This is a genomic window from Aeromonas sp. 96A (genome assembly GCF_051919165.1).
Classification (GTDB): domain Bacteria; phylum Pseudomonadota; class Gammaproteobacteria; order Enterobacterales; family Aeromonadaceae; genus Aeromonas; species Aeromonas veronii.
The window spans coordinates 770,398-793,384 of sequence record NZ_JBQBFE010000001.1; the positions used below are offsets into that span (position 1 = coordinate 770,398).

A 22,987-nucleotide genomic window follows, 5' to 3' on the forward strand; every position below is an offset into this window, starting at 1 on the left:
ATCTATTTTCAACTCATCTTCGCCTGTTTCGGCACCTGTGAAAGTGGTTTCACTCACATTTAACCGATCTCAATTGACCCTTTTCACCGAGTTGCGAGGAATAGCATGCTTTGCTCCGCCAGCTTGGTTAAAATTCCCCCACAAAGCAGCCACTTCAAGGATGACAAGATGGTTCACAAGCTCGGACGTACCCTCTTTCTGATCGCCACCATAGTGACCATCCCCCTGCTGCTCCTGCAAGCAGTTTGGTTGGCCCTTCAGAGCACACCGCTCACTTTGGCCATTATTCTGGCCACCACACTGCTTGGCATGATCCTGCTGTTGATGCTGGCCATCCGCACCATGGATGGCATGCTTCAGCATCAGGAGCTCACCTGGGTCAAGGCGATCAGAGGACGGGATCCCTCACAACTCGATGAGCCCGCTTCCCAGGAGGTGCTGCAACAGCTGCTGGAACAGTTCGAAAGCGCCGAGCAGAGCGCTCATCGCCAGCTGACCGAGCTCAGCAATCTGGCTACCACCGACGAGCTGACTCAGCTACTCAACCGCCACGCGTTTCGCCGCGACATGACCGAGTTGCTGCAGCGGGATCAGGACACCCAGACCGCGACCCTGGTGCTGATCCGTGCCACCGAGCTTGGCAAGATCAACGCCCAGCGCGGCTTCCAGTCTGGTGATGCCTACATCAAGGACATGGCGGCCCTTATCAAGCGGGTGGTAAGCCGCTTCCCGGGCAATCAGGTCTACCGCATCTCGGGGGCCGATTTTGCCGTGCTGGTGCAACCGGTGGCCAATATTCCCCCCCATCTGCTGGGGCAGGATTTGAAGGTGGCCTTCGATCACTATCAGGATCAGCACGAGCTGGAGAGCACCGGTTACTCGGGGCTGACCAAGCTCAGCAGCGGCCAGAAAATCGAAGCTGTGCTGGCCAGAGCGGATCTGGCGCTGGCTCGCGCCCAGACCGAAACCATCAACGGCTGGGCCATCCAGCAGGATGACAGCGCCTCCGATCTGCAGGGGCAACACCACTGGCGCGACGTGCTGACCGAAGTGCTGGCACAGGAGCGCCTCAGCTTTACCTATCAGCCAATCCAGCCACTGCACCGCAGCATGCTGGCCTACAACGAGATCTACACCCGCTTCAGCGGCAATGACGGCACCGCCCTGCCCACCGACACCCTGTTTGCCATGGCACAGCGGCTGGATATGGTGATGCGGCTGGAGCAGTTGGTCATTACCCACATCATGCGCCAGTACCGGGCCTTTGGTGCCAACCAGAGTCGCTGGGGGATCAACCTCTCCCCCAACCTACTGCAAAACAGCGCCTTCCTGATCTGGCTTGACCGCCAGCTGCTCAAAGATCCCAATACCAGCGCCAATCTGGTGTTCGAACTGGATGAAGAGCATCTGGAACGCAACCTGACAGGCGCCAAGCGGGTGTTTGAACTGCTGCGCCGCAACGGCAGCCGCTCGGCCATCGCCAATTTCGGCAAAGGGATCGGCTCCTTTACCCTGTTTCGCGAGCTCAAGCCCGACTACATCAAGCTCGATCCTGCCCTGATCACCGGACTGGAGCAGGATCAGACCAACCAGCAGTTCGTGCGGATGATCGTCGATGTATCACATCGGATGGGGTGCCAGGTGATTGCAGAGGGGGTGGAACAGCTTGGCCAGAAACAGCTGCTGCAGGGGATGTATGTGGATGGCTTGCAGGGCTATCTGATCGCCCGGCCGCAACCGCTGCGACCGGATATCAGCCAACTGGGGCTCTTTACTGAGGATGCTTCAGCTTCAAAAGGGTCAGAATGATGTCATTGAGCTGGCGATAGCGCTCCAGCTCTTTCTGATCGTACCGGGTCGCCAGTGTGGTGGGGTTGTGGCGGTTCTTGAGGTAACGGTTGATTTGCAGGCGATTGAACCCCGCCACCTGATAGACCTGGCCAAGCAGGGTATTGAGTTCATCGTGCTCCAGACCTGCTCTGGCCAGATAGTCCCCATCGGCGGGACTCTCGGTCTGGTGGCTCCACTTGCCAATGCGACCACTCTCCTGCAGATAGCTGAGCCACTGTTCGATATAGAGCGGTTTGCACCCCGCCAACAGGTTGAAAAAGCCCACCGCGTCGCAACGACAACCGCTCAGAAGCACGACCGCCAGCTGATCGTCATCGCACTGGAAGGTCACTGGTCCGGCTTGCGCCCAATCCAGCGCCTGCACCCGAATGCTGGCCTTCTCACCCGCAGCTCCCGTTACGTCGAATACAAACATGGCGCTCCTCCCTTGGCAAAAGGTTGATGATGGACCATCCCCCTGACAGGTGCAAAGGCAAATCGGCTTTTAACTCATCAATCGGACCATTCGACCATAAAAAAGACCGGCCCCCTCACGGATGCCGGTCTTTGTCCCGATGGCCTGTGCGTTCAGACCATCAATGGAGGCGCTTTCAGGCGTCCAGTTCAACCAGTGCCTTGGCCAGCTCGATGGGTTCGAGCTCCTGACCTTCCAGATCGGCGTTCCAGTTCGGGCCTACCAGCACATCATCTTCATCCAGATCATTGATCCAGATATCGAGAAACTCTTCCAGATCGATCACTTCCGGCTCGTAATCGGCCCACTCGTCGACGCAGTGCAGACGGGCGTCCTCTTCGGCAGACCAGAGCGGCATCACGTCGGCATCTTCAAATTCGGCGGAGCGGCAGACGACCCAGTCTTCCCCATAGCGCAGACCCCACACCTGACCCGACTCGCGGACTTGTTCGATAAACAGTTGGAAATTGGCGTCAAGGTTGTCGTTAAGCATACTCATGGGGTTCTCTCTTTCTTTCGGGTGCTGCGGCATTGTCGGGCGACAATACGATGGCCAAATGGTGTCGTAAAAGTGACATGGACTCAAGCATATTGGGGTTATTCCGGGAAAAAAGCCGGGATAACTCATATTTGCCTGCAAAAACGCCTCCCGATGGAGGCGTCTTGCAGATTCAGGAGATCAACGCTCCCAGTAAACCTCTTCCAGGCTGTCCTCTTTCTCCGGCAAACCGCGGGAGAGACGGGGGCTGCTCTGGGCCAACACCTCGTAGCTGACGCGGTTGGCGTATTTGCACACCTGGGCCAGTGAGGAGTAAGTCAGGAACTCGGAGATGTGTTTGGCGGAGTTGGGCACATTCATCCGGTGATAGGAGTTGGCCACCATGTCGTGCAGCACGGCGGAAAGCGCGCCATCCCCTGCCCCGTTGGTGTTCTTGATCTTCTCCGGGCCACCCATGTACGGGGAGATGTGGGAGTAGATGCGGGCCGGTTTACGGCACTTGGCGCGGGCCATCGGGCGGCTGAACTCATACATGTTGAACTCGGGGATAACGCCCGGCAACAGGGTATGAGTGGTCTCGCGTTTGTAGTCCTCATCGGTGTAGCTCGCCATGTAGAGGCCGATGGGGCCAGCAGTACAGAGCACCATGTCGGCCCAGTCGAGCGCCTTGTCGGCCGCACCGAGCGGATCAGCGATACCGGTCAGGGCTTCACCTTCGTCTTCGTTCATCGCCAGCACAGTCACGTTTTCGGCAATGAAGTCGCGCCACCACTGGGGGTTTTCGTCGATGACGAAACGGGTGCCCAGGGTCAGCACCACGGGAATACCGGCCTCGCGGGCATAACGCACCGCGGTCATGGCCGCCTCTTTCATCGGGTCACCATCGTCACCACGCACTAGATAGGCGGTGATCACCAGGGCAGACGCCCCCTTAATCACATCCTCCGGAATGTGCTGCACATCCAGCTGGTTCATCTTGCCGGCGTTGATGCCGAAGCTGCGCTCGCCGCACTCGGTAATGAAGGTGAAGCAACGGCCGATGGGGCCATCCACCGGCTGCAGATAGTCCAGATTGACACGGGAAGAGGTGTTGCACAGATAACGGTAGGCGTAGCAGCCGATGCGAATATCCTGACTCATCACACCCAGCAGGATGGAGTGGGAATCGGCCAGTACCGAGTAGTTGTGTACCGTGTTGCCAATGGTGCCACCGGCAAACTCGCTCACTACCATGTTGTTGGCCTTGAGCTCGTCATAAATCCGTTCGGCTACATCGTCATTGATGACGACGGAGTGCCCCTTGCTCAGACCATAACGGGTCAGAAAGTCTTCATCCACATGGGCTTCAATATCAACCAGGGTCTGATCAATCCCGACCACGTAGGCTTTGCCCAGCTCGGTTAACAGGGGATTTTGCGGAACCAGGGGATCGCGTCTGTCGACAGGGAAGTAGTGTTTGGACTTGCGCTGACCGGGAAATTTCATGGCAATGTTCTGTGCTCTGGGGGAAAGAGGGGCGGGATTTTAACACAATCCGCCGCCCCGAAAAGTCGCCCTGTTTAAATAATGGAGTCAGTATAGACAAGGCCCGCAAGGAAAAACGTTTGCCTTTTCACCATAAAAAAACCACCCTGCCCGAGGTGGTTCAATAGCATACAAAGCGCCTGTTTTCAGGCGGCCGCCATGCCCTGCAACAGAGCCAGCACCGAGAAGAGGCCGAGGGCGAGCCAGAACAGCAAGGTGCCCAGAAAACGGGGCACATTGGGGGCTTTGGGGATCTGGATGCCGATGGCATGCAGGATGCGGCCAGCCAGCAGCATGGCGCCACCGGCATGCAGCCAGAGCGCACCGGCACCGGAGAGCTCGCACAGCGCCATCAGCAGCAGGGTCAGCGGCACATACTCGGCAAAATTACCGTGAGCCCGGATCGCCGCCAGCAGCTCGGGGGCCTCCCCCTGCCCTATCATCACCCCGAACTGGGCGCGGCGTTTGACCACCCAGAAGGAGAGCCCCAGAAACAGCAGCCCAAGCAGGCCTGCGTAGCTCAGCGTGATATGTACCATGACTCGACTCCTTGTTTGACTGACTGCCGGTCACTCATGCCAATTCGCGGCAAATGAGCGAGACCATCATCCTGATGTGGGCCTGATCGCTGTTGAGGGCCGGAATATATTCAAACCGCTCGCCACCGGCCTCCATGAAGATCTCCCGATTCTGTACCTGAATTTCCTCGAGGGTTTCGAGGCAGTCGGCCGCAAAGGCAGGACAAATCACATCGAGCCGCTTGATGCCCGCTGCCGGCATGCCAGCGATGGTCACGTCGGTGTAGGGCTTGAGCCACTCCTCCTTGCCAAAGCGGGACTGGAAGCTGGCTGTCCACTGCCCTGCCTCCAGCCCGAGCGCCTCGGCCAGCAAGCTGGCGGTATGGCGACACTGGTGACCATAGGGATCTCCTTCGTTCTCGTAGCGCTCGGGAATACCGTGGAACGACATCAGCAGGTGATCACCCTGACCGTGCTGCTCCCAGTGACGGCGCACGCTCATGGCCAGCGCCTGAATGTATTCGGGGTGGGCGTGATAATCACGAATGAGCCGTACCACCGGCAGATTGCGCTCTTTCTTCATTGCCTTGCCCCAGGCATCAAAGACCGAGGCGGTGGTACTGACCGAATATTGCGGATATAGCGGCAACAGGATCACCCGGTTGACCCCTTTGGCCTTGAGCGCCTGCCAGCCATCATTCACTGACGGAGAACCATAGGTCATCGCCAGCTCCACCGGCACCTCAACCCCCTCCCGCTTGAGCTCCTGCTCCAGCGCAGCACGCTGCTGCTTGCTTATCACCATCAGCGGCGAGCCCTGCTCGGTCCACACCTGCTGATAGAGCTTGGCCACTTTGGGCGAGCGCGTCGGCAAGATGATGAAGTGGAGCAGCGGACACCAGAGGTAACGGGGCAGGTCCACCACACGGGGATCGTGCAGGAACTGGCTGAGGAACGCTTTGACGGCAGCGGTGGTCGGTGCGGCTGGGGTACCCAGATTGACCAGCAATATTCCGGTTTTCGTGGTCACGTTGGCTTCCTGTCTATCTGTCATTATGCAAAAAGGGCCCGACAGGGCCCTTCTCTTTATTTATCTGATGGCACGGGAAACAGTGCCGGCAGCAAAGATCAGCCCAGAATGGTGGCAAGCTGCTTGCTGACCAGATCAACCGGCTGGGTGCCGTCGATCTTGACGTAACGGGTGTGGCCCGCTTCCGCCTCTTTGCCGTAGAAACCGATCAGCGGTGCGGTCTGCTGATGATATACATCCAGACGCTTGCGTACTGTGGTCTCTTCGTCGTCGGCGCGGATCACCAGATCTTCACCGGTCACGTCATCCTTGCCTTCCACTTTCGGCGGGTTGAACACCACGTGGTAGGTACGGCCGGAGCCGGAGTGAACGCGACGGCCGCTCATGCGCTTGACGATCTCTTCGTCCGGCACATCGAACTCCAGCACGAAATCAACTACGACACCGGCGTCCTTCATGGCTTGCGCCTGGGGAATGGTGCGCGGGAAACCGTCCAACAGGAAGCCTTTGGCGCAGTCCGGCTGAGCGATGCGCTCTTTGACCAGACCGATGATGATGTCGTCAGAGACCAGCTGACCTGCGTCCATCACAGCTTTGGCTTTCAGACCGAGCTCGGTGCCCGCTTTGATCGCCGCACGCAGCATGTCGCCGGTGGAGATCTGGGGAATACCGTGTTTTTCCATGATGAACTGAGCCTGGGTACCTTTGCCGGCGCCCGGAGCCCCCAACAGAACAATGCGCATACACGCTCCTATTGATTGGTTATTCAAATCTTGCGAAGGCAAAAAAGTACACGGTTTCGCCCGTTTCTACAAGGGTGAGCCACCTGAATGAGCACTTTATCACCACAATAACCGGCTGATCGAACAGGATTTCATCGCAAGGGGAAGACGCAAAAATAGCCAGGGATTCAGCATAGAGCGCCAAAAGCAGGAAGGAGGTACGACAGAAAAAAAGATCCCGGCTCAGGGCCGGGAATTGCGCTTAAAAGTAACTACTTGTCGCTCGTAGTAGGAACAGGGCAATAGTAGTTTGCCCCCTGTGCGTCAACAACTGTCAGATGTGACAGGCAGGCCGCTATGGAACCGGAACTGCGGATCCGGCGAGCAGATTAGCTCGGCTTCCAGCTTGCCAAAGAAGGCTACCCGCTCGCTGATATCCTCCCCTGCGTACTGTTCGGCCAGGCTCAGGTAATCCTGATAGTGACGCGCTTCGGAGCGCAGCAAAGAGACATAGAAGCGGCTCAACTCCTCGTCCAGATGGGGGGCCAGCTTGGCAAAGCGCTCGCAGGAGCGGGCCTCGATATAGGCGCCGATGATCATCTTGTCGACTATGGTGGCCGGCTCATGGGTGCGCACATGCTGCATCAACTGGCGAGCATAGCGGGAGGCCGTCACCGGCCCGTATTCGATGCCGCGGGCCTGCATGATCTCCAGCACCTGCTCGAAGTGGTGCAGCTCCTCCTGAATGAGCCGCACCATGGGAAACAGCAGCGGATTGCGCTCCAGCTCGGCAAAGACGGTGCGATCAGACTCTCCCATGCTGCGTTTGCCCAGGATCTCGGCCTTCTCCGGAATGGCATCCAGCTCGCGATAAAACTCCAGCTTGGGCAGCAGATGGCGCTTGCCCTTGGGCAGGCAGTAGCGGCGCACCAGACTGTGGGCAGTGAGTGCGGCCTTGGTCTCGCAGTTGGCGTGATCGATGAGCAGGGTCGGTAAACGGGCCGGATCCCGCGCCATCTCCACCCACTCATCCGGGGTCTCGCACTGCAAAAACTGGCGCACTGGGGCTAGCAGATCATCCATCTGAAATCTCGTCTCTTAAAAGCGTATCGATCATATATGTTGCCGCCTATGCTAGCGGATCCCGCTGGCCATGCCCATATCCGGCAAGATAAACGGATGTTTTTCAAACAGATACCCCCTACCCCTTCTGCCCGTGCAAGGTAGAAACGACAATGGGGGCCACTGGCCCCCATCTCGCTATCCCATCCGGCAAAAACCGCAAACGTTTAACTGCCTTCGTTAAAAATTTCCAGATTGCTGGTGCCTTCCTGCCATTCACGCACCGCTTTGGTGTCATCGTTGCGCAGGGCATTGAGGTGATCCAGATAGGACTGGTCCACGTCGGAGGTGACGTAGTGGCCATTGAAGACCGAGGTCTCGAAGTGACGCAGATCCGGGTTGATCTCCCGTACGGCGGCTTCCAGATCTTCCAGATCCTGGAAAATCAGACCGTCAGCGCCAATCAGCTTGCACACCTCTTCTACTTCACGGCCGTGGGCGATCAGCTCGTTGGCGGTGGGCATGTCGATGCCATAGACGTTGGGGAAGCGAATTTCCGGCGCCGCCGAGGCGAAGTAGACCTTGGCTGCCCCCGCTTCACGGGCCATCTGGATGATCTGCTCGGACGTGGTACCACGCACGATGGAATCGTCCACCAGCAACACCTTCTTGCCCTTGAATTCGGAGCTGATGGCGTTGAGTTTGCGGCGCACCGACTTCTTGCGCTGGGTCTGGCCCGGCATGATGAAGGTACGGCCGATGTAGCGGTTTTTCACGAAGCCCTGACGGTAAGGCAGATCCAGGGTATGGGCGATCTCCAGCGCCACGTCACAGGAGGTCTCGGGGATGGGGATAACCACATCAACGTCGAGATCTTCCCACTCGCGGGCAATCTTCTGACCCAGCTTGCGACCCATGTTGAGGCGGGCGGCGTAGACCGAGACCTTGTCGATGCACGAATCGGGACGGGCGAAATAGACATATTCGAAGATACAGGAGCTCATCTGCGGGTTCTCCGCACACTGCTCGGAGAAGAGTTGACCCTGCTCGGTGATGTAGATGGCTTCACCCGGCGCAATATCCCGCACCGTCTCGAAACCGATGGCGTCGAGCGCCACGCTCTCGGAGGCGAGCATGTACTCCACCTGGCCCTGCTCGTCCTGACGACGACCGAGGATCAGCGGGCGAATGCCGTTGGGATCGCGAAAACCGATGAGACCATGACCAATCACCAGCGAGACCACCGCATAAGCACCGCGGATCTGCTGATGGGTTCTGCGCACCGCGGCGAAGATATCTTCGGGGCGCAGCGCCATCTTGTCACAACGATCCAGCTCGTGGGCCAGCACGTTCAGCAGCACTTCCGAGTCGGAGGTGGTGTTGATGTGGCGGCGGGCGACCTTGAACTGCTGCTCCTTGAGCTCCTTGGCGTTGGTGAGGTTGCCGTTATGGGCCAGCACCATGCCGTAGGGTGAGTTCACATAAAAAGGTTGGGCTTCAGCGGCACTTGAGCTACCTGCGGTGGGATATCTGACATGACCTATGCCGATGTTCCCTTGCAAACGCTGCATGTGGCGCACTTCAAACACGTCCTTCACCAGGCCATTGGCCTTGCGTTGCCGGAAGTTTCCACTATCAATGGTCACGATCCCGGCGGCATCCTGTCCCCTGTGCTGCAACACCGTCAAGGCGTCGTAGAGGGCCTGATTGACGGGGGTGGTGCCAACTATACCGACAATACCACACATGTCTTTGCTACCTCGAAGTCACTATACCTGTTTAAGAAAACTGGATGAGTTCAACATGAACCCGAAAAACCACTGGATCACCGGCTTGAACTCCGGCACCAGCTTGGACGCCACCCACCAGTCGCTCTGGGAGAGGCTGGTGAAGGTATCCATGAAAAAAAGCAGGGCACTGACGATCAGCACCCCGCGAATTGCACCGAAACAGACCCCCAGCACCCGATCGGTACCGGAGAGACCCGTCTTGTCCACCAACAGGCCCACCACATAGTTGACCACGCTGCCGAGGATCAAGGTCGCCACAAACAGCGCCGTGATGGCCAGACCGTTGCGAACCAGCGCGTCGGAGAAGGAGGTGAAATAGACGGCGAGATCGGGATAGAAATGGCTGGCAATAAAGAAGGCGACGAACCAGGTGACAAGAGACATGGCCTCCTTGACGAAGCCGCGCACCAGGCTGATGAGAGCAGAGAAACCGACGATGCCGATGATGGCGTAATCAATCCAGACCATAGAAAAAGATGTCCTGCGAAATTGCGGCGCAGTCTAACAAAAACGATTGCGCATTGCTTGATAAAAATGTGTTAACTGTTCAAAGCGACGCCGAAAAGCCGCATTTTTTCAGCACTAAAACGGTTGATCGGCGCCAGAATGCACAACGCCATGGCAATGCCATGGCGTTGTGGTCAGCGGCGTGAACTTACCCGATGTGGGTCAGGCCACCCATGTAGGATTGCAGCGCAGCTGGGATGGCGATGCGGCCATCTTCCTGCTGGTAGTTCTCCATCACGGCAACCAGGGTACGACCCACTGCCAGACCGGAGCCGTTCAGGGTGTGCAGCAGTTGCGGCTTGCCGTCGATGCGCACGCGAGCCTGCATGCGGCGCGCCTGGAAGTCGGTGCAGTTGGAGACAGAGGAGATCTCGCGGTAAGTGTTCTGGGCCGGCAGCCACACTTCCAGATCGTAGGTCTTGGAGGCGCAGAAGCCCATGTCACCGGTAGAGAGCGCCATCACGCGATACGGCAGCTCCAGCAGTTGCAGCACCTTCTCGGCGTGACCCACCATCTCCTCCAGCGCATCCCAGGATTTCTCCGGGTGAGCCAGCTGAACCATTTCAACCTTGTCGAACTGGTGCATACGGATGAGGCCACGGGTATCACGACCGTAGGAACCGGCTTCGGAGCGGAAGCAGGGGCTGTGGGCGGTCATCTTGATCGGCAGCTCTTGGGCGTCAAAGATCTCGTCACGGGCCATGTTGGTGAGCGGCACTTCGGAGGTCGGGATCAGGGAGAACTTGCGCAGCTTGCCCTCTTCTTCCCCTTCACCTTCGATACCGGTATTGAACAGGTCTTGAGCAAATTTCGGCAACTGGCCGGTGCCATAGAGGCTGTCCGGGTTCACCAGATAGGGCACGTAGCACTCGGTGTAACCGTGCTGCTGGGTGTGCAAATCCAGCATGAACTGAGCCAGGGCACGGTGCAGACGGGCAATCTGACCCTTCATCACCACGAAACGGGTACCGGAGAGTTTGACGCCATTCTTGAAGTCAACGCCCTTGGCCGCTTCGCCCAGATCGATGTGATCGCGTACCGGGAAGCTGAACTCGCGCGGGGTACCCCAGCGGCGCACTTCCACGTTGTCGTTCTCGTCACGGCCCACCGGAGTGGTCTCGCTCGGCAGGTTGGGGATGGCGTCGGCAATGGCTTTCAGCTGGGCCAGCAGGGCATCCAGCTCGACCTTGCTGGTCTCCAGCTCATCGTTGATCTTGGTCACTTCGGCCTTGAGCGGGGCAACATCTTCACCACGACGGGCAGCTTCACCGATGGATTTGGAGCGGGCGTTGCGCTCGGCCTGCAGCTCCTGAGTACGGGACTGCAGATCCTTGCGTTTCTCTTCCAGAGCGTTGACAGCCGCTACGTCCAGAACGTAGCCACGTGTCGCCAGACGAGCGGCAGCCTCTTCGATATCGCTGCGCAGATATTTGGGATCCAGCATGGTTTACCTACTTTTTTAAAATGGGATCTGGGCCTGAGTCGTCATGACGGGCTGGGAAACAGATCCGGAAGTTAACATCGGTTGGCGCACCCCAATCGTCTTCAGAATCGGGCCTTAACTATCAGGCCTTCGAGATCAAGAAGATGGCGCAAGGCCAAGACAAGCGGGGTCAGACGGGCAGTGTAGCAGACCGCCCCCCCGCCCGAACAGGGACTATTTGTGTCGTTTTTACCGACTTTGGCACGCAAACCGTCCTGCATATTCAAACGCCTGACCAATTTTCAGCCATGCGAGGTAACAAAGGGGCTATTTGCCCCGTTGCTGCGGACTTTGCCTGTCCAGTTCATGGAGGTAATCGAGCTTCTGACCAATCTGCTTTTCAAGGCCGCGATCGGTGGGCTGGTAGTACTGCTTGCCCGCCAGCTCGGGCGGGAAATACTGCTCGCCAGCGGCATAGGCGCCCGGCTCGTCATGGGCATAGCGATACTCGGCGCCATAGCCCAGATCGCTCATCAGCTTGGTCGGCGCATTGCGCAGGTGTACCGGCACCTCGAAGTCAGGGAGGTTTTTGGCATCATTAAGCGCCGCCTTCCAGGCGGTGTAGACCGCATTGCTTTTCGGGGCACAGGCGAGATAGACGATCGCCTGGGCGATGGCCCGCTCCCCTTCCGCCGGCCCGATCCGATGGAAACAATCCCAGGCCGACAGGGCGACCTGCATGGCGCGCGGATCGGCATTGCCCACATCTTCCGAGGCAATCGCCAGCAAGCGGCGGGCAATATAGAGGGGATCGCAACCGGCGCTCACCATGCGGGCGTACCAGTAGAGCGCCGCATCCGGCGCCGAGCCGCGAATGGATTTGTGCACCGCCGAGATGAGGTCGTAGAAGTGATCGCCCCCCTTGTCGAAGCGGGCCACGTGCTCCCCCACCACGGCAGCGAGCAGGGCACTGTCGATCACCCGCGCCCCAGTGCTGTCGGTTTCGGCCATGTCGGCCAACAGCTCCAGATAGTTGAGGGATTTACGCCCGTCTCCATCAACTGCCTTAGCCAACGCCTCTTTGACGCCGGGGGCGAAGGTGAGTGCCGGATCATTGAGACCACGGGGATCGGTCATCGCCTGATCGAGCATGGCGAGAATATCGCTCTCCTCCAGTCGCTTGAGCAGATAGACCCGGGCTCGTGAGAGCAGTGCGTTGTTGAGTTCGAACGAGGGGTTTTCGGTGGTGGCACCGATAAAGGTGATGGTGCCATCCTCGATGTGAGGCAGGAACACATCCTGCTGGCTCTTGTTGAAGCGGTGCACTTCATCCACAAACAGAATGGTGCGCACCCCGCGCCAGCTGTTCTCCTTCGCTTTGTCGATGGCGGCGCGGATCTCCTTGATACCGGAGGTGACCGCAGAGAGTCGCTCCACTTCCGCCTGGCAGTAGTGAGCCATCAGCTCCGCCAGCGTAGTCTTGCCGGTACCGGGCGGCCCCCACAGGATCATCGAGTGGCAGTGACCCGCCAGAATGGCTTTGCGCAGGGGCTTGTCAGCCCCCAGGATATGTTGCTGACCGATATACTGGTCGAGGTTTTGCGGCCGCATCCGGGCCGCCAGCGGACGAAAGTCCGACGAGAAATCCAGCGACAAGTTGCTCATCTGTATTGACCACCCAGCGTCACGCCACTCACCTTTGACTGGCGCAGTGGCGAGCAATCCAACGACCGCTTGCTCATTAGCGCTGGTCGTCCAGTTCGACCCCCTTCGGGATCTTGAAAACAAATTCGTTGCCCTTGAGCACCGGCTTGCGGTTAAAGCTGCTCAGGGTGAATTCACTCCACTGCCCTTGCGCCTCTTTCACATCGAAACGACTGATGTTGTCTTGTCTGTCGAAGGTGACACGGAAGGAGGCAATCAGCTCATCCTTGTTACGGCTGGTGACGGTATAGACATCCCCCTGCTGGGTCACGTCATAGTTCTTCCAGAACTTGTCGTCATTGCCAGCGATCAGAATAAAGGGGGTGTTGAGCACTGCATCTTTCAGCTTGAGGGCGGTCACCTGCTCGACGAAGGGATCATAGACCCAGACATCCTGACCATCGGCCACGATCAGGCTCTCGTCCGGCGAGGTGGTGTGCCAGTTGAAACGGTTTGGCCGCTGCACCAGCAGATCGCCGCTGGCCTTTTGCAGCTCCTTGCCCTTGCTGTCATAGACGGTCTGGGCAAATTTGGCGGAGAAGAGGCTCACCCCCGCCAGCTTCTGTTTGAGATCGCTGGCCGCATCGGCCCACACCTGGCTGCTGGCCATCAGCAACACGGTACCCATCAACAGTTGTTTTTTCATCACGCTCTTCATAAAGACGCTCTCGATAAAAGGCCACGCCCGCGGAGGGCATGGCCAGGGATAGTATGAAACGGTGAGGCTTAGTCCCGCACCGGCGGCGGTGCCAGCACGTCGCGCTGACCATTGCCACCCGGTGAGCTGACGATGCCCTGATTCTCCATCTGCTCGATGAGACGGGCTGCCCGGTTGTAACCAATCTTGAACTTGCGCTGGACGCTGGAGGTCGAGCCACGGCGGGACTCCACCACAAAAGCGACCGCTTCGTCGAACAGGGGGTCGAGCTCTTCATCGCCACCACCGCCATATTCGCCGCTGCCACCTTCGCCACCCGACTCACCGGAGAGGATCTCCTCGATGTAGTTCGGCTCGCCGCGCAGTTTCCAGTCCGCCACCACCTTGTGCACTTCGTGGTCATCGACAAAGGCACCGTGTACCCGGGTCGGGTTGGAGGTACCGGCCGGCATGTAGAGCATGTCGCCCATACCGAGCAGAGATTCTGCGCCGCCCTGATCGATGATGGTGCGCGAGTCGATCTTGCTCGACACCTGGAACGAGATCCGGGTCGGGATGTTGGCCTTGATAAGACCGGTAATGACATCCACCGACGGACGCTGGGTTGCCAAAATAAGGTGAATACCTGCGGCCCGCGCCTTCTGGGCGATACGTGCGATCAGCTCTTCCACCTTCTTGCCGACGATCATCATCATGTCGGCAAATTCGTCCACCACCACCACGATGTGGGGAAGCTTCTCCAGCTCCGGCGGCATCTGATCCATGGAGTCACCCGGACGCCACAACGGATCCAGCAGGGGTTCCCCCTCCTCGATGGCGGCCAGTACCTTGTCGTTGTAGCCCTTGAGGTTGCGCACCCCGACAGCCGACATCAGCTTGTAACGGCGCTCCATCTCACCCACGCACCAGCGCAGTGCGTTGGCGGCGTCCTTCATGTCGGTCACCACCTCGGTCAGCAGATGCGGGATCCCTTCGTAGACCGAGAGTTCCAGCATCTTGGGATCGATCATGATAAAACGCAGATCATCGGGGGATGACTTGTAGAGCATCGATATGATCATGGTGTTGACCCCTACCGACTTACCGGAACCTGTGGTACCGGCCACCAGCAGGTGCGGCATCTTGGCCAGGTTCACCACCACCGGCTCGCCGGCGATGTCCTGACCCAGGCCCATTGTGAGCGGGTTGCGGCTATCGCGGAAAGCATCGCAGTCGAGGGTTTCACGCAGGTAAACGGTCTGGCGCACCCGGTTGGGCAGCTCGATACCGACATAGGTTTTACCCGGGATCACTTCCACCACCCGCACGCTGCTGGCAGAGAGGGAACGTGCTAGGTCGCGCGAGAGGTTGGTGATCTTGCTCGCCTTCATGCCCGGCGCCAGATCCAGTTCAAAACGGGTAATGACCGGACCCGGATAGACACCCACCACCTTGGCCTGCACGTTGTAGTCGGCAAGTTTGGCCTCCACCAGACGGCCCATGCGATCCAGCTCATCCTTGCTCATCATCTGAGTCTTGGCGGGCGGTCTGTCCAGCAGTTCGATACTCGGTAACGGCGGCATTGTTGACTGCGGACGACGCTTGGGCTTGGTTGGTGCGACGGCTACCGGCGCGGCAACCTCGTCGTCCCCTTCGGCCCAGGGCAGATCCAGATCGTCCTCATCATCGTCATCGGCCACAGCCAGTACCGGCTGGCGACGACCATTGGCGGCCGCCACCGCACGTTTGGGCTTGGCAGCCGGAGACGGCTCATCATCTTCATCATCAAACTGTGGGTCGAACTCGAAGGTATCGTCGTCGAGTTCCGGCAGCCACTCTTCGGCGGCAGCCTTCTGGTTCTTGGCCTTGGGCTTGCGAGTCCAGCTGGTGTGCGGCTCATCTTCCTCATCATCAAACGCGATGGCCCCTACCCCGCCTTCCAGCAAGGGATCCGGCCCCTCGTTGCGGGGTTGACGCCAGCCACCGGTCAGCCAGCGGCCGAGGGTGGTCGGGAAGTGGTAAACAGCGCTGACCGAACCGGTACAGGCCGCACCGATCTGCTCGACGATGGTGAGCCAGGACCAGCCGGTAAACAGAGTGATGCCGGTTGCCACGAAGCAGAGCAGCATCAGGTTGGCCCCGACGCCGCCAAACAGCGGCACCACTGCAGAAGCGATCACATCCCCCACCAGACCACCGGCGGAGAAGTTTTGCATATCGTTGAAGTTCATGCTGGCAATGGCCGACATGCCGAGCACGGTCAGGATAAAGCCGATGATCCGCACCCCCAGGGTGAGGTAATCCACATCAAGCAGACGGCTCGGCCGCCAGAACAGACTCCAGCCCAGCACCACCACCAGCGGCGGCACCAGATAGGAGAAGGCACCAAAGGTAAACATGGTGATATCGGCGAGCCAGGCACCGGCACTACCGGCGAGGTTCTTCACCTCCCCTTGCCAGGAGGTCTGGGACCAGCCGGGATCAGCGGGATGATAGGACAACAGGGCAAGCAGAAGATAAGCAGCCATCAGGGTGATGGCGATCAAGACGGCTTCGAAGATCCGTTGTGTACCTGATAAAGGAGTAAACAGCTTTTTATCGGCCAAACTCCGGCTCCTTTCTGAAAACATGTAATGCAGGAAATAAGGGGGCCTAGTATCCCCGAAAAGCCCATCGATTGTCAGCCAGAGCCTGATGGGACGGGGCCATATTTGCAATTATCTTTACAAGAAGAAACGAGCGGACCGGCCGCTCGTTTCTGACTGTCATGGTGTCTCATATGGAAAAGATACCACGGCATAACCTGCTTTATCGGGTGCTGATCACCAGACGACTGCTCTGCTTGACCTCTTCCATCACCACATAGGTGCGGGTGTCATTGACACCGGGCAGACGCAGCAGGGTTTCCCCCAACAGACGGCGGTAAGCCGACATGTCGCTGACTCGGGTCTTGAGCAGGTAGTCGAAGTCACCGGAAACCAGATGACACTCCTGGATCTCTTCGAGCACCTGAACAGCCTTGTTGAACTGTTCAAACACATCAGGCGCCCCGCGATTGAGGGTTATCTCTACAAACACCAGCAGAGATGCGTCCAGATAATGAGGGTTCAGAATAGCGGCATATCCTTCGATATAACCTTGTCGCTCGAGGCGACGAACCCGTTCCAGACACGGTGTAGGACTCAGGCCAACTCGCTTGGACAACTCAACATTCGAAATCCTGCCATCCTTTTGCAGTTCATTAAGAATGTTGCGGTCAATCCTGTCCAAATCCTTTAGCCGACTCTTAGCTTCCATCATTTTATTCCATCCTTTGGCTATTTTTTGGTAAGAATCACCAGTCATTTTATAATTATGGTCACAAATCCTGTCAATACCTGAATATACTAGGCGCAAATGTTGGTTAACATTTTGGCAACATAAAACACCAATCTATAGACGAGGGATAGCATGATTATCGGTGTACCTAAAGAGATAAAAAACCATGAATACCGCGTAGGCATGGTTCCGGCCAGTGTACGTGAACTGACAGCACGAAACCATACTGTTTTCGTCCAAAGCGGTGCCGGAAACGGCATTGGCTTCAGCGATGCAGATTATATCGCTGTTGGTGCCGAAATTTTGGCCTCTGCAGCAGAGGTTTTCGCCAAAGCCGAGATGATCGTCAAGGTCAAGGAACCTCAGCCTGTCGAATGTGCCATGCTGCGTCCGGGTCAAACCCTGTTTACCTATCTGCATCTAGCGCCAGACTTGCCCCAGACCGAAGCCCTGCTGAAAAGCGGCGCCATCTGTATCGCCTATGAAACCGTCACCGACGGCCGTGGCGGCCTGCCCCTGCTGGCCCCCATGTCGGAAGTGGCCGGACGCATGTCTATTCAGGCGGGTGCCCAGGCGCTGGAAAAATCGCGCGGTGGTAGCGGTGTGCTGCTCGGCGGCGTGCCCGGTGTCGAACCGGCCAAGGTGGTGATCATCGGTGGCGGCGTGGTCGGATCCAATGCAGCCCGCATGGCCATTGGCCTGCGCGCAGATGTGACCATCCTCGATAACAACGTCGATACCCTGCGCCGTCTCGATAACGAGTTCCAGGGAGCGGCCAAAGTGGTCTACTCCAACAGCGAGACGCTGGAGCGCCATCTGCTGGCGGCCGATCTGGTCATCGGCGGTGTGCTGGTACCGGGTGCCACTGCGCCAAAACTTGTCCGCCGTGACCACATTGCGCGCATGAAGCCGGGTTCTGCCATCGTCGATGTGGCCATCGATCAGGGCGGCTGTGTGGAAACCTCCCACGCCACCACCCACCAGGATCCGACCTATATTGTCGATGAGGTGGTGCACTACTGTGTCGCCAACATGCCGGGGGCGGTGGCCCGCACCTCGACCGTTGCGCTCAACAATGCCACCCTCCCCTTTATCATCAAGCTGGCCCAGCAAGGATATCGTCAGGCACTGCTGAGCGACCCCAACCTGTTGCACGGGCTCAACGTGATGGAGGGCAAGCTCACCTGCAAGGAAGTGGCCGTGGCGCATGGCCTTGCCTACACGGATCCCCTGACCCTGCTGAACTGATCTGCGCTGGCCTGCGCCAGTTGGAGATGAGTGAAAATCCGCCCGCGATGGGCGGTTTTTTTATTCCTTTATTTTGCATGTCACCCCTTGTGAACACGATTAGTGCAATCGACTCACCAGCCTTTGACCCCGGATCACGAATTACCTACAATCGCGCAAACTCATCACATCCCGGAAATGACATCATGAGCCAAGTCACTCACAGCAAATTGCTGATCTTAGGGTCAGGCCCGGCCGGTTACACCGCGGCCGTCTACGCCGCCCGCGCCAACCTCAATCCCCTGCTCATCACCGGCATGCAGCAAGGGGGTCAGCTGACCACCACCACCGAAGTGGAAAACTGGCCAGGTGATCCGGAAGGGCTGACCGGCCCAGCCCTGATGGAGCGCATGAAAGCCCATGCTGAGAAGTTCGATACTCGCATCCTGTTTGATCACATCAACAGTGTCGAACTGGCTCAGCGCCCGTTCCGTCTCAAGGGCGACAACGGCGAGTACACCTGCGATGCCCTGATCATCGCGACCGGCGCCTCCGCCAAGTATCTGGGTCTGCCTTCCGAAGAGGCCTTCAAGGGTCGCGGCGTCTCCGCCTGTGCCACCTGTGACGGTTTCTTCTACCGCAATCAGGAAGTGGCGGTGATCGGCGGCGGCAACACCGCTGTTGAAGAAGCTTTGTATCTGGCCAACATCGCCAAGAAGGTGCACCTGATCCACCGCCGCGACGAATTCCGTGCCGAGAAGATCCTGATCAAGCGTCTGCACGACAAGGTCGCGAGCGGCAATATCGTGCTGCACACCCACCAGACCCTGGACGAAGTGCTGGGTGATCAGATGGGGGTCACCGGTGTGCGCCTGCGCAACACTCAGGACAACAGCACCAGCGAGCTGCCGCTGATGGGCGTCTTCATCGCCATCGGCCACCAGCCCAATACCCAGATCTTCGATGGCCAGCTGGAGATGCAAAACGGCTATCTGAAGGTACGTGGCGGCCTCGACGGTTTTGCCACCCAGACCAGCATTGAAGGTGTCTTCGCTGCCGGCGATGTGGCCGACCACAACTACCGTCAGGCGATCACCTCTGCCGGTACCGGCTGCATGGCAGCCCTCGATGCCGAACGCTACCTCGACGCGCAATAAAAGCACGGCTCTCTAACAACGCAATGACTGGCAAAAGGTATACTCTGGTATACCTTTTGCTTTATTGGATAGAATGTCGCTCTCGCAGGGAACTCGCGTAATGAATAAACTTCTTCTGGTGGAAGATAGTCAGACCATAAGCCGTATGCTGACACAAGCCATCCGCCAACATCTCAATCTGGAAGTGGATGCTGTATATACCCTGACCGAGTGTCTAGCCAAACATCATGGTGACTGTTTTGTGGCGTTAGTCGATTTGACATTGCCCGATGCACCAAATGGTGAAGCGGCCAGCGCATTATTAGCTCGTGGGGTGCCTGTCATAATCCTGACTGCTAACCTCAACGAAGATTCCAGACGCTATTGGCTCGAACAAGGCGCACTTGACTACATCATCAAGGATTCCCGCTTCAGTGCCCAATACACTGTCAGTATGGTAAGACGCCTCTCTAATAACCGCGCTATCGAGGTCATGGTAGTGGACGATTCAATGATGTCACGCCACCATATTGCCAACCTGCTACGTCGTCAGTTATTGACCGTCTTTGAAGCCGAATCTGGCCAACAAGCGTTACAACTGCTCAGGGAGCATCCTACCATTCGTCTTATCGTGACCGATTATCTAATGCCACAGATGGATGGTATAGAGTTGGTTCGGCGACTACGGGACATCTTCGATAAACAGTCTCTCGCTATTCTTGGACTCTCCAGCTCTGAAGACAAAACGCTTTCAGCCCGATTCATCAAACTGGGGGCAAATGATTTTTTGAGCAAACCGTTCACCCCCGAAGAGCTTTACTGCCGGGTTGGCCATAATCTGGAGACACTGGAGCTAATGGATACCATCCGTGATACAGCCAATCGCGACTATCTAACCAATCTCTACAACCGCCGTTTTCTGTTCGAACACGGCAACAAATGGCTGCAAGAACAGCCTACGCTGACGGCCTGTTTACTCGATATCGATCACTTCAAACGTGTCAATGACCAACATGGGCATCACATCGGCGACACTGTACTTAAACTGGTCGCAGGGAAGTTAAAGGAATACTTCAAGGAAGAGTTGGTGGCCAGACTCGGCGGAGAAGAGTTTTGCATTCTCAGTAAACAACCAAGTTTCTCATGCCTGCTTGAGCGACTAGACCAGTTTAGAGTGGCAATATCACAGGAAGAGATCAGGGTAGACAATGCTGTCTTTTCGATAACCATAAGTTTTGGCATCACCAACACCCCATCGGATGAGCTAGGTAACCTACTCAACGATGCAGACCAACTGCTCTATCAAGCCAAGCATGCTGGCCGCAACTGCATCATTCAACATGAGCATCAATAGGTTTTATCCACCCGCACCCCATCATCGAAGTAGAGAATGCGCACCTTGTCCCCATTGGCAAAGACCATGGCGGGATCATAATCCTGGATCACGTTGATAAGGGCATTTTGCTCGTTGCGGATCAGCAGCTCCACCAACTTGTTTTCCACCACGGTTCCCCCGGACTGGTATTGCTGCGCAGCCGCAGCTCCCGCGAGCGCGCCGACGGCGGTGGCGATTTCACGGCCATGACCGCCGCCAAACTGGTTCCCCAGCAGGCCGCCCAACACGGCACCACCCAGCGTCTTCCAGCCAGAGTGCTCGGACTCCAGGATCTGGCGCTGGGTAATATTGCGCACCGTTTCGACCTGACCAAACACCACCTGATTGACCGGCCGCGCGGTATTGCGCTGGTAGACCTCCGCCCCGGCGGGCGCCGTGACAAAGCAGAACAAGCTGGATACTATCAGGATAATGGCCTTCATCTATGAACCTCGTTGCCTTATGTCTCGCTATCTTACCCAACTGGATGATGAGCTTTGCTGGTTTCCCGACCCCAGCCATGCGCTGGAAGAACCCAACGGCTTGCTGGCGATCGGCGGGGATCTCTCCCCTGCCAGATTGCTGGCAGCTTACCACAAGGGGATCTTCCCGTGGAATGAACCCCACCAACCGACCCTGTGGTGGTCACCGGATCCCCGTGGGGTGATCCGTCCCGACCAACTCCATGTGGGGCGGACACTGCAGAAGATTATCCGCCGTACCCCATTCGATATTTCCGTCAATCGCGCCTTTAATGAAGTCATTACCGCCTGCGCCGCCCCTCGTCGCACTGCCGATGGCACCTGGATCAGCCAACCCATGATCGAGGCCTACCAGCAGTTGCACCAACTGGGTCATGCCCACTCTATCGAGATCTGGCAGGAGGGAGAGCTGCAAGCGGGACTGTATGGCCTCTCTATCGGCCGACTGTTTTGCGGTGAATCCATGTTCAGCCGGATTGATAACGGCGCCAAACTTGCCATGGTGGCACTCTGTCGCCACTTCGCCCGCCATCGCGGCGCCCTCATCGATTGCCAGATGCAAAACCCGTTTCTGGCGACCCTGGGTATCGAGGAGTGGCCACGGGCCCGTTTTCTGGCCGAGCTGGCGCGCCTTGGCCATCAACCACTGTTGGCTTCCTGCTGGCAAGAGGGGGAGATCAGCCTATGACTGAAGAAGTGATCCTTAAAGTAGGGCTGACTCCCAAGCATCCCTGCAGTTATCTGGACCATGAACAGGAGCAGTTGCTGGTGCTGATGGATCACAATCTGCTCAACGCCAACGGTTACGAGCGATTGTTGACTGCCGGTTTTCGCCGCAGTGGCAACGACATCTATCGCCCCCACTGCCCGGCGTGCCATGCCTGCCAATCCCTTCGAATTCACAGCGAGCGCTTTCGCCCCAGCCGTGGCCAGAAGCGGATCCGCCAGCTCAACAAAGATATCGAGATCGTCCTGAGCTACGACGACAAGCCCGAGTATTACCTGCTCTACGAACGCTATATCCGCGAACGCCATCACGATGGCAGCATGTATCCCCCCAACCGTAGCCAGTATCGCGGATTTCTCCATTGTGACTGGATGCCGCCACTCTATCTGGAGATGCGCAAGGAGGGCCGTCTTATCGGCGTGGCCACCACAGACCTGCTACCCCACTCCTTGAGCGCTATGTACACCTTCTTCGATCCGGATTATGCCGATCGCTCCCTGGGCACCTTTGCCATCCTCTGCCAGCTCGATCTGGCCAGGCGAACCGGGCGAAGCTGGCTCTATCTTGGCTATCTGGTGGAGGCGTGTCGCAAGATGAATTACAAGCGCAATTATCTCCCTCATGAGCTGTTAATTCAGGGGGAATGGAAAAATATCGACACCAAGCCCGAGTAAACTTTACACATAGCCTTAAATCCGGCATGATCCAGCGGTTTTTTGTTGTGGCTTATCAAGAGGATTCAATGGCTAAAGAAGACAGTATTGAGATGCAGGGCACTATTCTCGAAACCCTGCCCAATACCATGTTCCGTGTGGAACTGGAGAATGGTCACGTGGTTATCGCTCATATTTCAGGCAAGATGCGCAAAAACTACATTCGTATCCTGACTGGAGACAAAGTAACGGTAGCACTGACTCCCTACGATCTCTCCAAGGGACGTATTGTTTTCCGCTCTCGCTAAGCCAGGAATTCAGCAAAAAACCCCAACCTTTCGGTTGGGG

23 protein-coding genes are annotated in these 22,987 nt (G+C 57.6%); 8 read left to right on the top strand and 15 right to left on the bottom strand.

Going from position 1 to position 22,987, the window contains the following annotated elements:
- Positions 1-168 precede the first annotated feature (168 nt).
- Positions 169-1,809, top strand: coding sequence for an EAL domain-containing protein (locus ACTG2W_RS03505; RefSeq protein WP_031227665.1), 1,641 nt, complete (start codon positions 169-171; stop codon positions 1,807-1,809).
- Here the strand turns inward: ACTG2W_RS03505 and ACTG2W_RS03510 are convergent.
- From ACTG2W_RS03510 to ACTG2W_RS03550, 9 genes are all read right to left on the bottom strand, one after another.
- Entirely contained in the window at positions 1,772-2,266 is a 495-nt protein-coding gene (locus tag ACTG2W_RS03510) for a hypothetical protein (RefSeq protein WP_042055706.1), read from the bottom strand. The genes ACTG2W_RS03505 and ACTG2W_RS03510 overlap by 38 nt on opposite strands.
- 175 nt (positions 2,267-2,441) lie before the next feature.
- Positions 2,442-2,804, bottom strand: coding sequence for a DUF2750 domain-containing protein (locus ACTG2W_RS03515; RefSeq protein ID WP_005337077.1), 363 nt, complete (start codon positions 2,802-2,804; stop codon positions 2,442-2,444).
- 180 nt (positions 2,805-2,984) lie between these two features.
- Positions 2,985-4,289: an inosine/guanosine kinase gene (locus ACTG2W_RS03520; RefSeq protein ID WP_005337079.1), complete on the bottom strand. Its 1,305-nt coding sequence runs from the start codon at positions 4,287-4,289 to the stop codon at positions 2,985-2,987.
- Between the two features lie 185 nt (positions 4,290-4,474).
- Complete coding sequence (locus ACTG2W_RS03525) at positions 4,475-4,867, bottom strand: MAPEG family protein (protein ID WP_106843266.1); 393 nt, start codon at positions 4,865-4,867, stop codon at positions 4,475-4,477.
- 34 nt (positions 4,868-4,901) lie between these two features.
- Positions 4,902-5,876, bottom strand: a complete 975-nt coding sequence (gene hemH / locus ACTG2W_RS03530; protein ID WP_005359991.1) for a ferrochelatase — start codon at positions 5,874-5,876, stop codon at positions 4,902-4,904.
- 98 nt (positions 5,877-5,974) lie between these two features.
- A complete protein-coding gene (adk, locus tag ACTG2W_RS03535) occupies positions 5,975-6,619 on the bottom strand; it encodes an adenylate kinase (RefSeq protein ID WP_005337083.1) in 645 nt (214 codons plus the stop codon).
- Between the two features lie 303 nt (positions 6,620-6,922).
- The gene (gene miaE, locus ACTG2W_RS03540) at positions 6,923-7,681 is read right to left on the bottom strand and encodes a tRNA isopentenyl-2-thiomethyl-A-37 hydroxylase MiaE (protein WP_005346385.1); all 759 of its coding nucleotides are present in this window, start codon (positions 7,679-7,681) and stop codon (positions 6,923-6,925) included.
- A gap of 206 nt (positions 7,682-7,887) precedes the next feature.
- Positions 7,888-9,408, bottom strand: coding sequence for an amidophosphoribosyltransferase (gene purF, locus ACTG2W_RS03545; protein WP_005351229.1), 1,521 nt, complete (start codon positions 9,406-9,408; stop codon positions 7,888-7,890).
- A gap of 21 nt (positions 9,409-9,429) precedes the next feature.
- Positions 9,430-9,918: a CvpA family protein gene (locus ACTG2W_RS03550; RefSeq protein ID WP_106843264.1), complete on the bottom strand. Its 489-nt coding sequence runs from the start codon at positions 9,916-9,918 to the stop codon at positions 9,430-9,432.
- Positions 9,919-9,926: 8 nt separating this feature from the next.
- Here ACTG2W_RS03550 and ACTG2W_RS03555 point away from each other — a divergent pair, with 8 nt between their 5' ends.
- On the top strand, positions 9,927-10,103 hold the full coding sequence (locus ACTG2W_RS03555) for a hypothetical protein (RefSeq protein WP_155395816.1): 177 nt from the start codon (positions 9,927-9,929) through the stop codon (positions 10,101-10,103).
- Positions 10,104-10,105: 2 nt separating this feature from the next.
- Here the strand turns inward: ACTG2W_RS03555 and serS are convergent, their stop codons facing one another.
- From serS to lrp, 5 genes are all read right to left on the bottom strand, one after another.
- On the bottom strand, positions 10,106-11,401 hold the full coding sequence (gene serS / locus ACTG2W_RS03560; protein WP_106843263.1) for a serine--tRNA ligase: 1,296 nt from the start codon (positions 11,399-11,401) through the stop codon (positions 10,106-10,108).
- 306 nt (positions 11,402-11,707) lie between these two features.
- The gene (locus tag ACTG2W_RS03565; protein WP_088869179.1) at positions 11,708-13,045 is read right to left on the bottom strand and encodes a replication-associated recombination protein A; all 1,338 of its coding nucleotides are present in this window, start codon (positions 13,043-13,045) and stop codon (positions 11,708-11,710) included.
- Between the two features lie 76 nt (positions 13,046-13,121).
- Positions 13,122-13,730, bottom strand: coding sequence for an outer membrane lipoprotein chaperone LolA (gene lolA / locus ACTG2W_RS03570; RefSeq protein ID WP_041202312.1), 609 nt, complete (start codon positions 13,728-13,730; stop codon positions 13,122-13,124).
- 80 nt (positions 13,731-13,810) lie between these two features.
- Positions 13,811-16,327: a DNA translocase FtsK gene (locus ACTG2W_RS03575; RefSeq protein WP_106843262.1), complete on the bottom strand. Its 2,517-nt coding sequence runs from the start codon at positions 16,325-16,327 to the stop codon at positions 13,811-13,813.
- Between the two features lie 202 nt (positions 16,328-16,529).
- Positions 16,530-17,021 carry a leucine-responsive transcriptional regulator Lrp gene (gene lrp, locus ACTG2W_RS03580; protein WP_005300047.1) on the bottom strand — a complete coding sequence of 164 codons (492 nt, stop codon included), beginning with the start codon at positions 17,019-17,021 and terminating at the stop codon, positions 16,530-16,532.
- 150 nt (positions 17,022-17,171) lie between these two features.
- On the opposite strand from lrp, the gene ald reads away from it, so the two are divergent.
- The 3 genes from ald (at position 17,172) to ACTG2W_RS03595 (ending at position 20,756) form a co-directional block, all read left to right on the top strand.
- Positions 17,172-18,287: an alanine dehydrogenase gene (gene ald / locus ACTG2W_RS03585; protein ID WP_005337098.1), complete on the top strand. Its 1,116-nt coding sequence runs from the start codon at positions 17,172-17,174 to the stop codon at positions 18,285-18,287.
- 185 nt (positions 18,288-18,472) lie between these two features.
- Entirely contained in the window at positions 18,473-19,423 is a 951-nt protein-coding gene (gene trxB / locus ACTG2W_RS03590; protein WP_106843261.1) for a thioredoxin-disulfide reductase, read from the top strand.
- A gap of 100 nt (positions 19,424-19,523) precedes the next feature.
- Complete coding sequence (locus ACTG2W_RS03595) at positions 19,524-20,756, top strand: diguanylate cyclase (RefSeq protein ID WP_106843260.1); 1,233 nt, start codon at positions 19,524-19,526, stop codon at positions 20,754-20,756.
- On the opposite strand, the gene ACTG2W_RS03600 is transcribed toward ACTG2W_RS03595, so the two are convergent.
- Positions 20,750-21,220: a glycine zipper 2TM domain-containing protein gene (locus tag ACTG2W_RS03600; RefSeq protein ID WP_005359981.1), complete on the bottom strand. Its 471-nt coding sequence runs from the start codon at positions 21,218-21,220 to the stop codon at positions 20,750-20,752. The genes ACTG2W_RS03595 and ACTG2W_RS03600 overlap by 7 nt on opposite strands.
- Before the next feature lie 19 nt (positions 21,221-21,239).
- On the opposite strand from ACTG2W_RS03600, the gene aat reads away from it, so the two are divergent.
- From aat to infA, 3 genes are all read left to right on the top strand, one after another.
- Complete coding sequence (gene aat, locus ACTG2W_RS03605) at positions 21,240-21,947, top strand: leucyl/phenylalanyl-tRNA--protein transferase (RefSeq protein WP_069527212.1); 708 nt, start codon at positions 21,240-21,242, stop codon at positions 21,945-21,947.
- A complete protein-coding gene (locus ACTG2W_RS03610) occupies positions 21,944-22,660 on the top strand; it encodes an arginyltransferase (protein ID WP_040066402.1) in 717 nt (238 codons plus the stop codon). Before aat ends, ACTG2W_RS03610 begins: the two co-directional genes overlap by 4 nt.
- A gap of 68 nt (positions 22,661-22,728) precedes the next feature.
- Positions 22,729-22,947 (top strand): translation initiation factor IF-1, encoded by a 219-nt coding sequence (infA, locus tag ACTG2W_RS03615; protein ID WP_005300033.1) that lies wholly within the window; start codon positions 22,729-22,731, stop codon positions 22,945-22,947.
- Positions 22,948-22,987 lie beyond the last annotated feature (40 nt).

What these genes read in the sequence shown, in the direction of transcription:
- purF (WP_005351229.1), bottom strand. Translation starts at nt 9,408, where the DNA reads ATGTGTGGTATTGTCGGTATAGTTGGCACCACCCCCGTCAATCAGGCC.
- ACTG2W_RS03600 (WP_005359981.1), bottom strand. Translation starts at nt 21,220, where the DNA reads ATGAAGGCCATTATCCTGATAGTATCCAGCTTGTTCTGCTTTGTCACG.
- ACTG2W_RS03595 (WP_106843260.1), top strand. Translation starts at nt 19,524, where the DNA reads ATGAATAAACTTCTTCTGGTGGAAGATAGTCAGACCATAAGCCGTATG.
- ACTG2W_RS03555 (WP_155395816.1), top strand. Translation starts at nt 9,927, where the DNA reads ATGTCCTGCGAAATTGCGGCGCAGTCTAACAAAAACGATTGCGCATTG.
- ACTG2W_RS03505 (WP_031227665.1), top strand. Translation starts at nt 169, where the DNA reads ATGGTTCACAAGCTCGGACGTACCCTCTTTCTGATCGCCACCATAGTG.
- infA (WP_005300033.1), top strand. Translation starts at nt 22,729, where the DNA reads ATGGCTAAAGAAGACAGTATTGAGATGCAGGGCACTATTCTCGAAACC.
- ACTG2W_RS03510 (WP_042055706.1), bottom strand. Translation starts at nt 2,266, where the DNA reads ATGTTTGTATTCGACGTAACGGGAGCTGCGGGTGAGAAGGCCAGCATT.
- trxB (WP_106843261.1), top strand. Translation starts at nt 18,473, where the DNA reads ATGAGCCAAGTCACTCACAGCAAATTGCTGATCTTAGGGTCAGGCCCG.
- ACTG2W_RS03550 (WP_106843264.1), bottom strand. Translation starts at nt 9,918, where the DNA reads ATGGTCTGGATTGATTACGCCATCATCGGCATCGTCGGTTTCTCTGCT.
- ACTG2W_RS03520 (WP_005337079.1), bottom strand. Translation starts at nt 4,289, where the DNA reads ATGAAATTTCCCGGTCAGCGCAAGTCCAAACACTACTTCCCTGTCGAC.
- serS (WP_106843263.1), bottom strand. Translation starts at nt 11,401, where the DNA reads ATGCTGGATCCCAAATATCTGCGCAGCGATATCGAAGAGGCTGCCGCT.
- ACTG2W_RS03525 (WP_106843266.1), bottom strand. Translation starts at nt 4,867, where the DNA reads ATGGTACATATCACGCTGAGCTACGCAGGCCTGCTTGGGCTGCTGTTT.
- lolA (WP_041202312.1), bottom strand. Translation starts at nt 13,730, where the DNA reads ATGAAAAAACAACTGTTGATGGGTACCGTGTTGCTGATGGCCAGCAGC.
- aat (WP_069527212.1), top strand. Translation starts at nt 21,240, where the DNA reads ATGTCTCGCTATCTTACCCAACTGGATGATGAGCTTTGCTGGTTTCCC.
- ald (WP_005337098.1), top strand. Translation starts at nt 17,172, where the DNA reads ATGATTATCGGTGTACCTAAAGAGATAAAAAACCATGAATACCGCGTA.
- lrp (WP_005300047.1), bottom strand. Translation starts at nt 17,021, where the DNA reads ATGATGGAAGCTAAGAGTCGGCTAAAGGATTTGGACAGGATTGACCGC.
- adk (WP_005337083.1), bottom strand. Translation starts at nt 6,619, where the DNA reads ATGCGCATTGTTCTGTTGGGGGCTCCGGGCGCCGGCAAAGGTACCCAG.
- ACTG2W_RS03565 (WP_088869179.1), bottom strand. Translation starts at nt 13,045, where the DNA reads ATGAGCAACTTGTCGCTGGATTTCTCGTCGGACTTTCGTCCGCTGGCG.
- miaE (WP_005346385.1), bottom strand. Translation starts at nt 7,681, where the DNA reads ATGGATGATCTGCTAGCCCCAGTGCGCCAGTTTTTGCAGTGCGAGACC.
- ACTG2W_RS03610 (WP_040066402.1), top strand. Translation starts at nt 21,944, where the DNA reads ATGACTGAAGAAGTGATCCTTAAAGTAGGGCTGACTCCCAAGCATCCC.
- ACTG2W_RS03515 (WP_005337077.1), bottom strand. Translation starts at nt 2,804, where the DNA reads ATGAGTATGCTTAACGACAACCTTGACGCCAATTTCCAACTGTTTATC.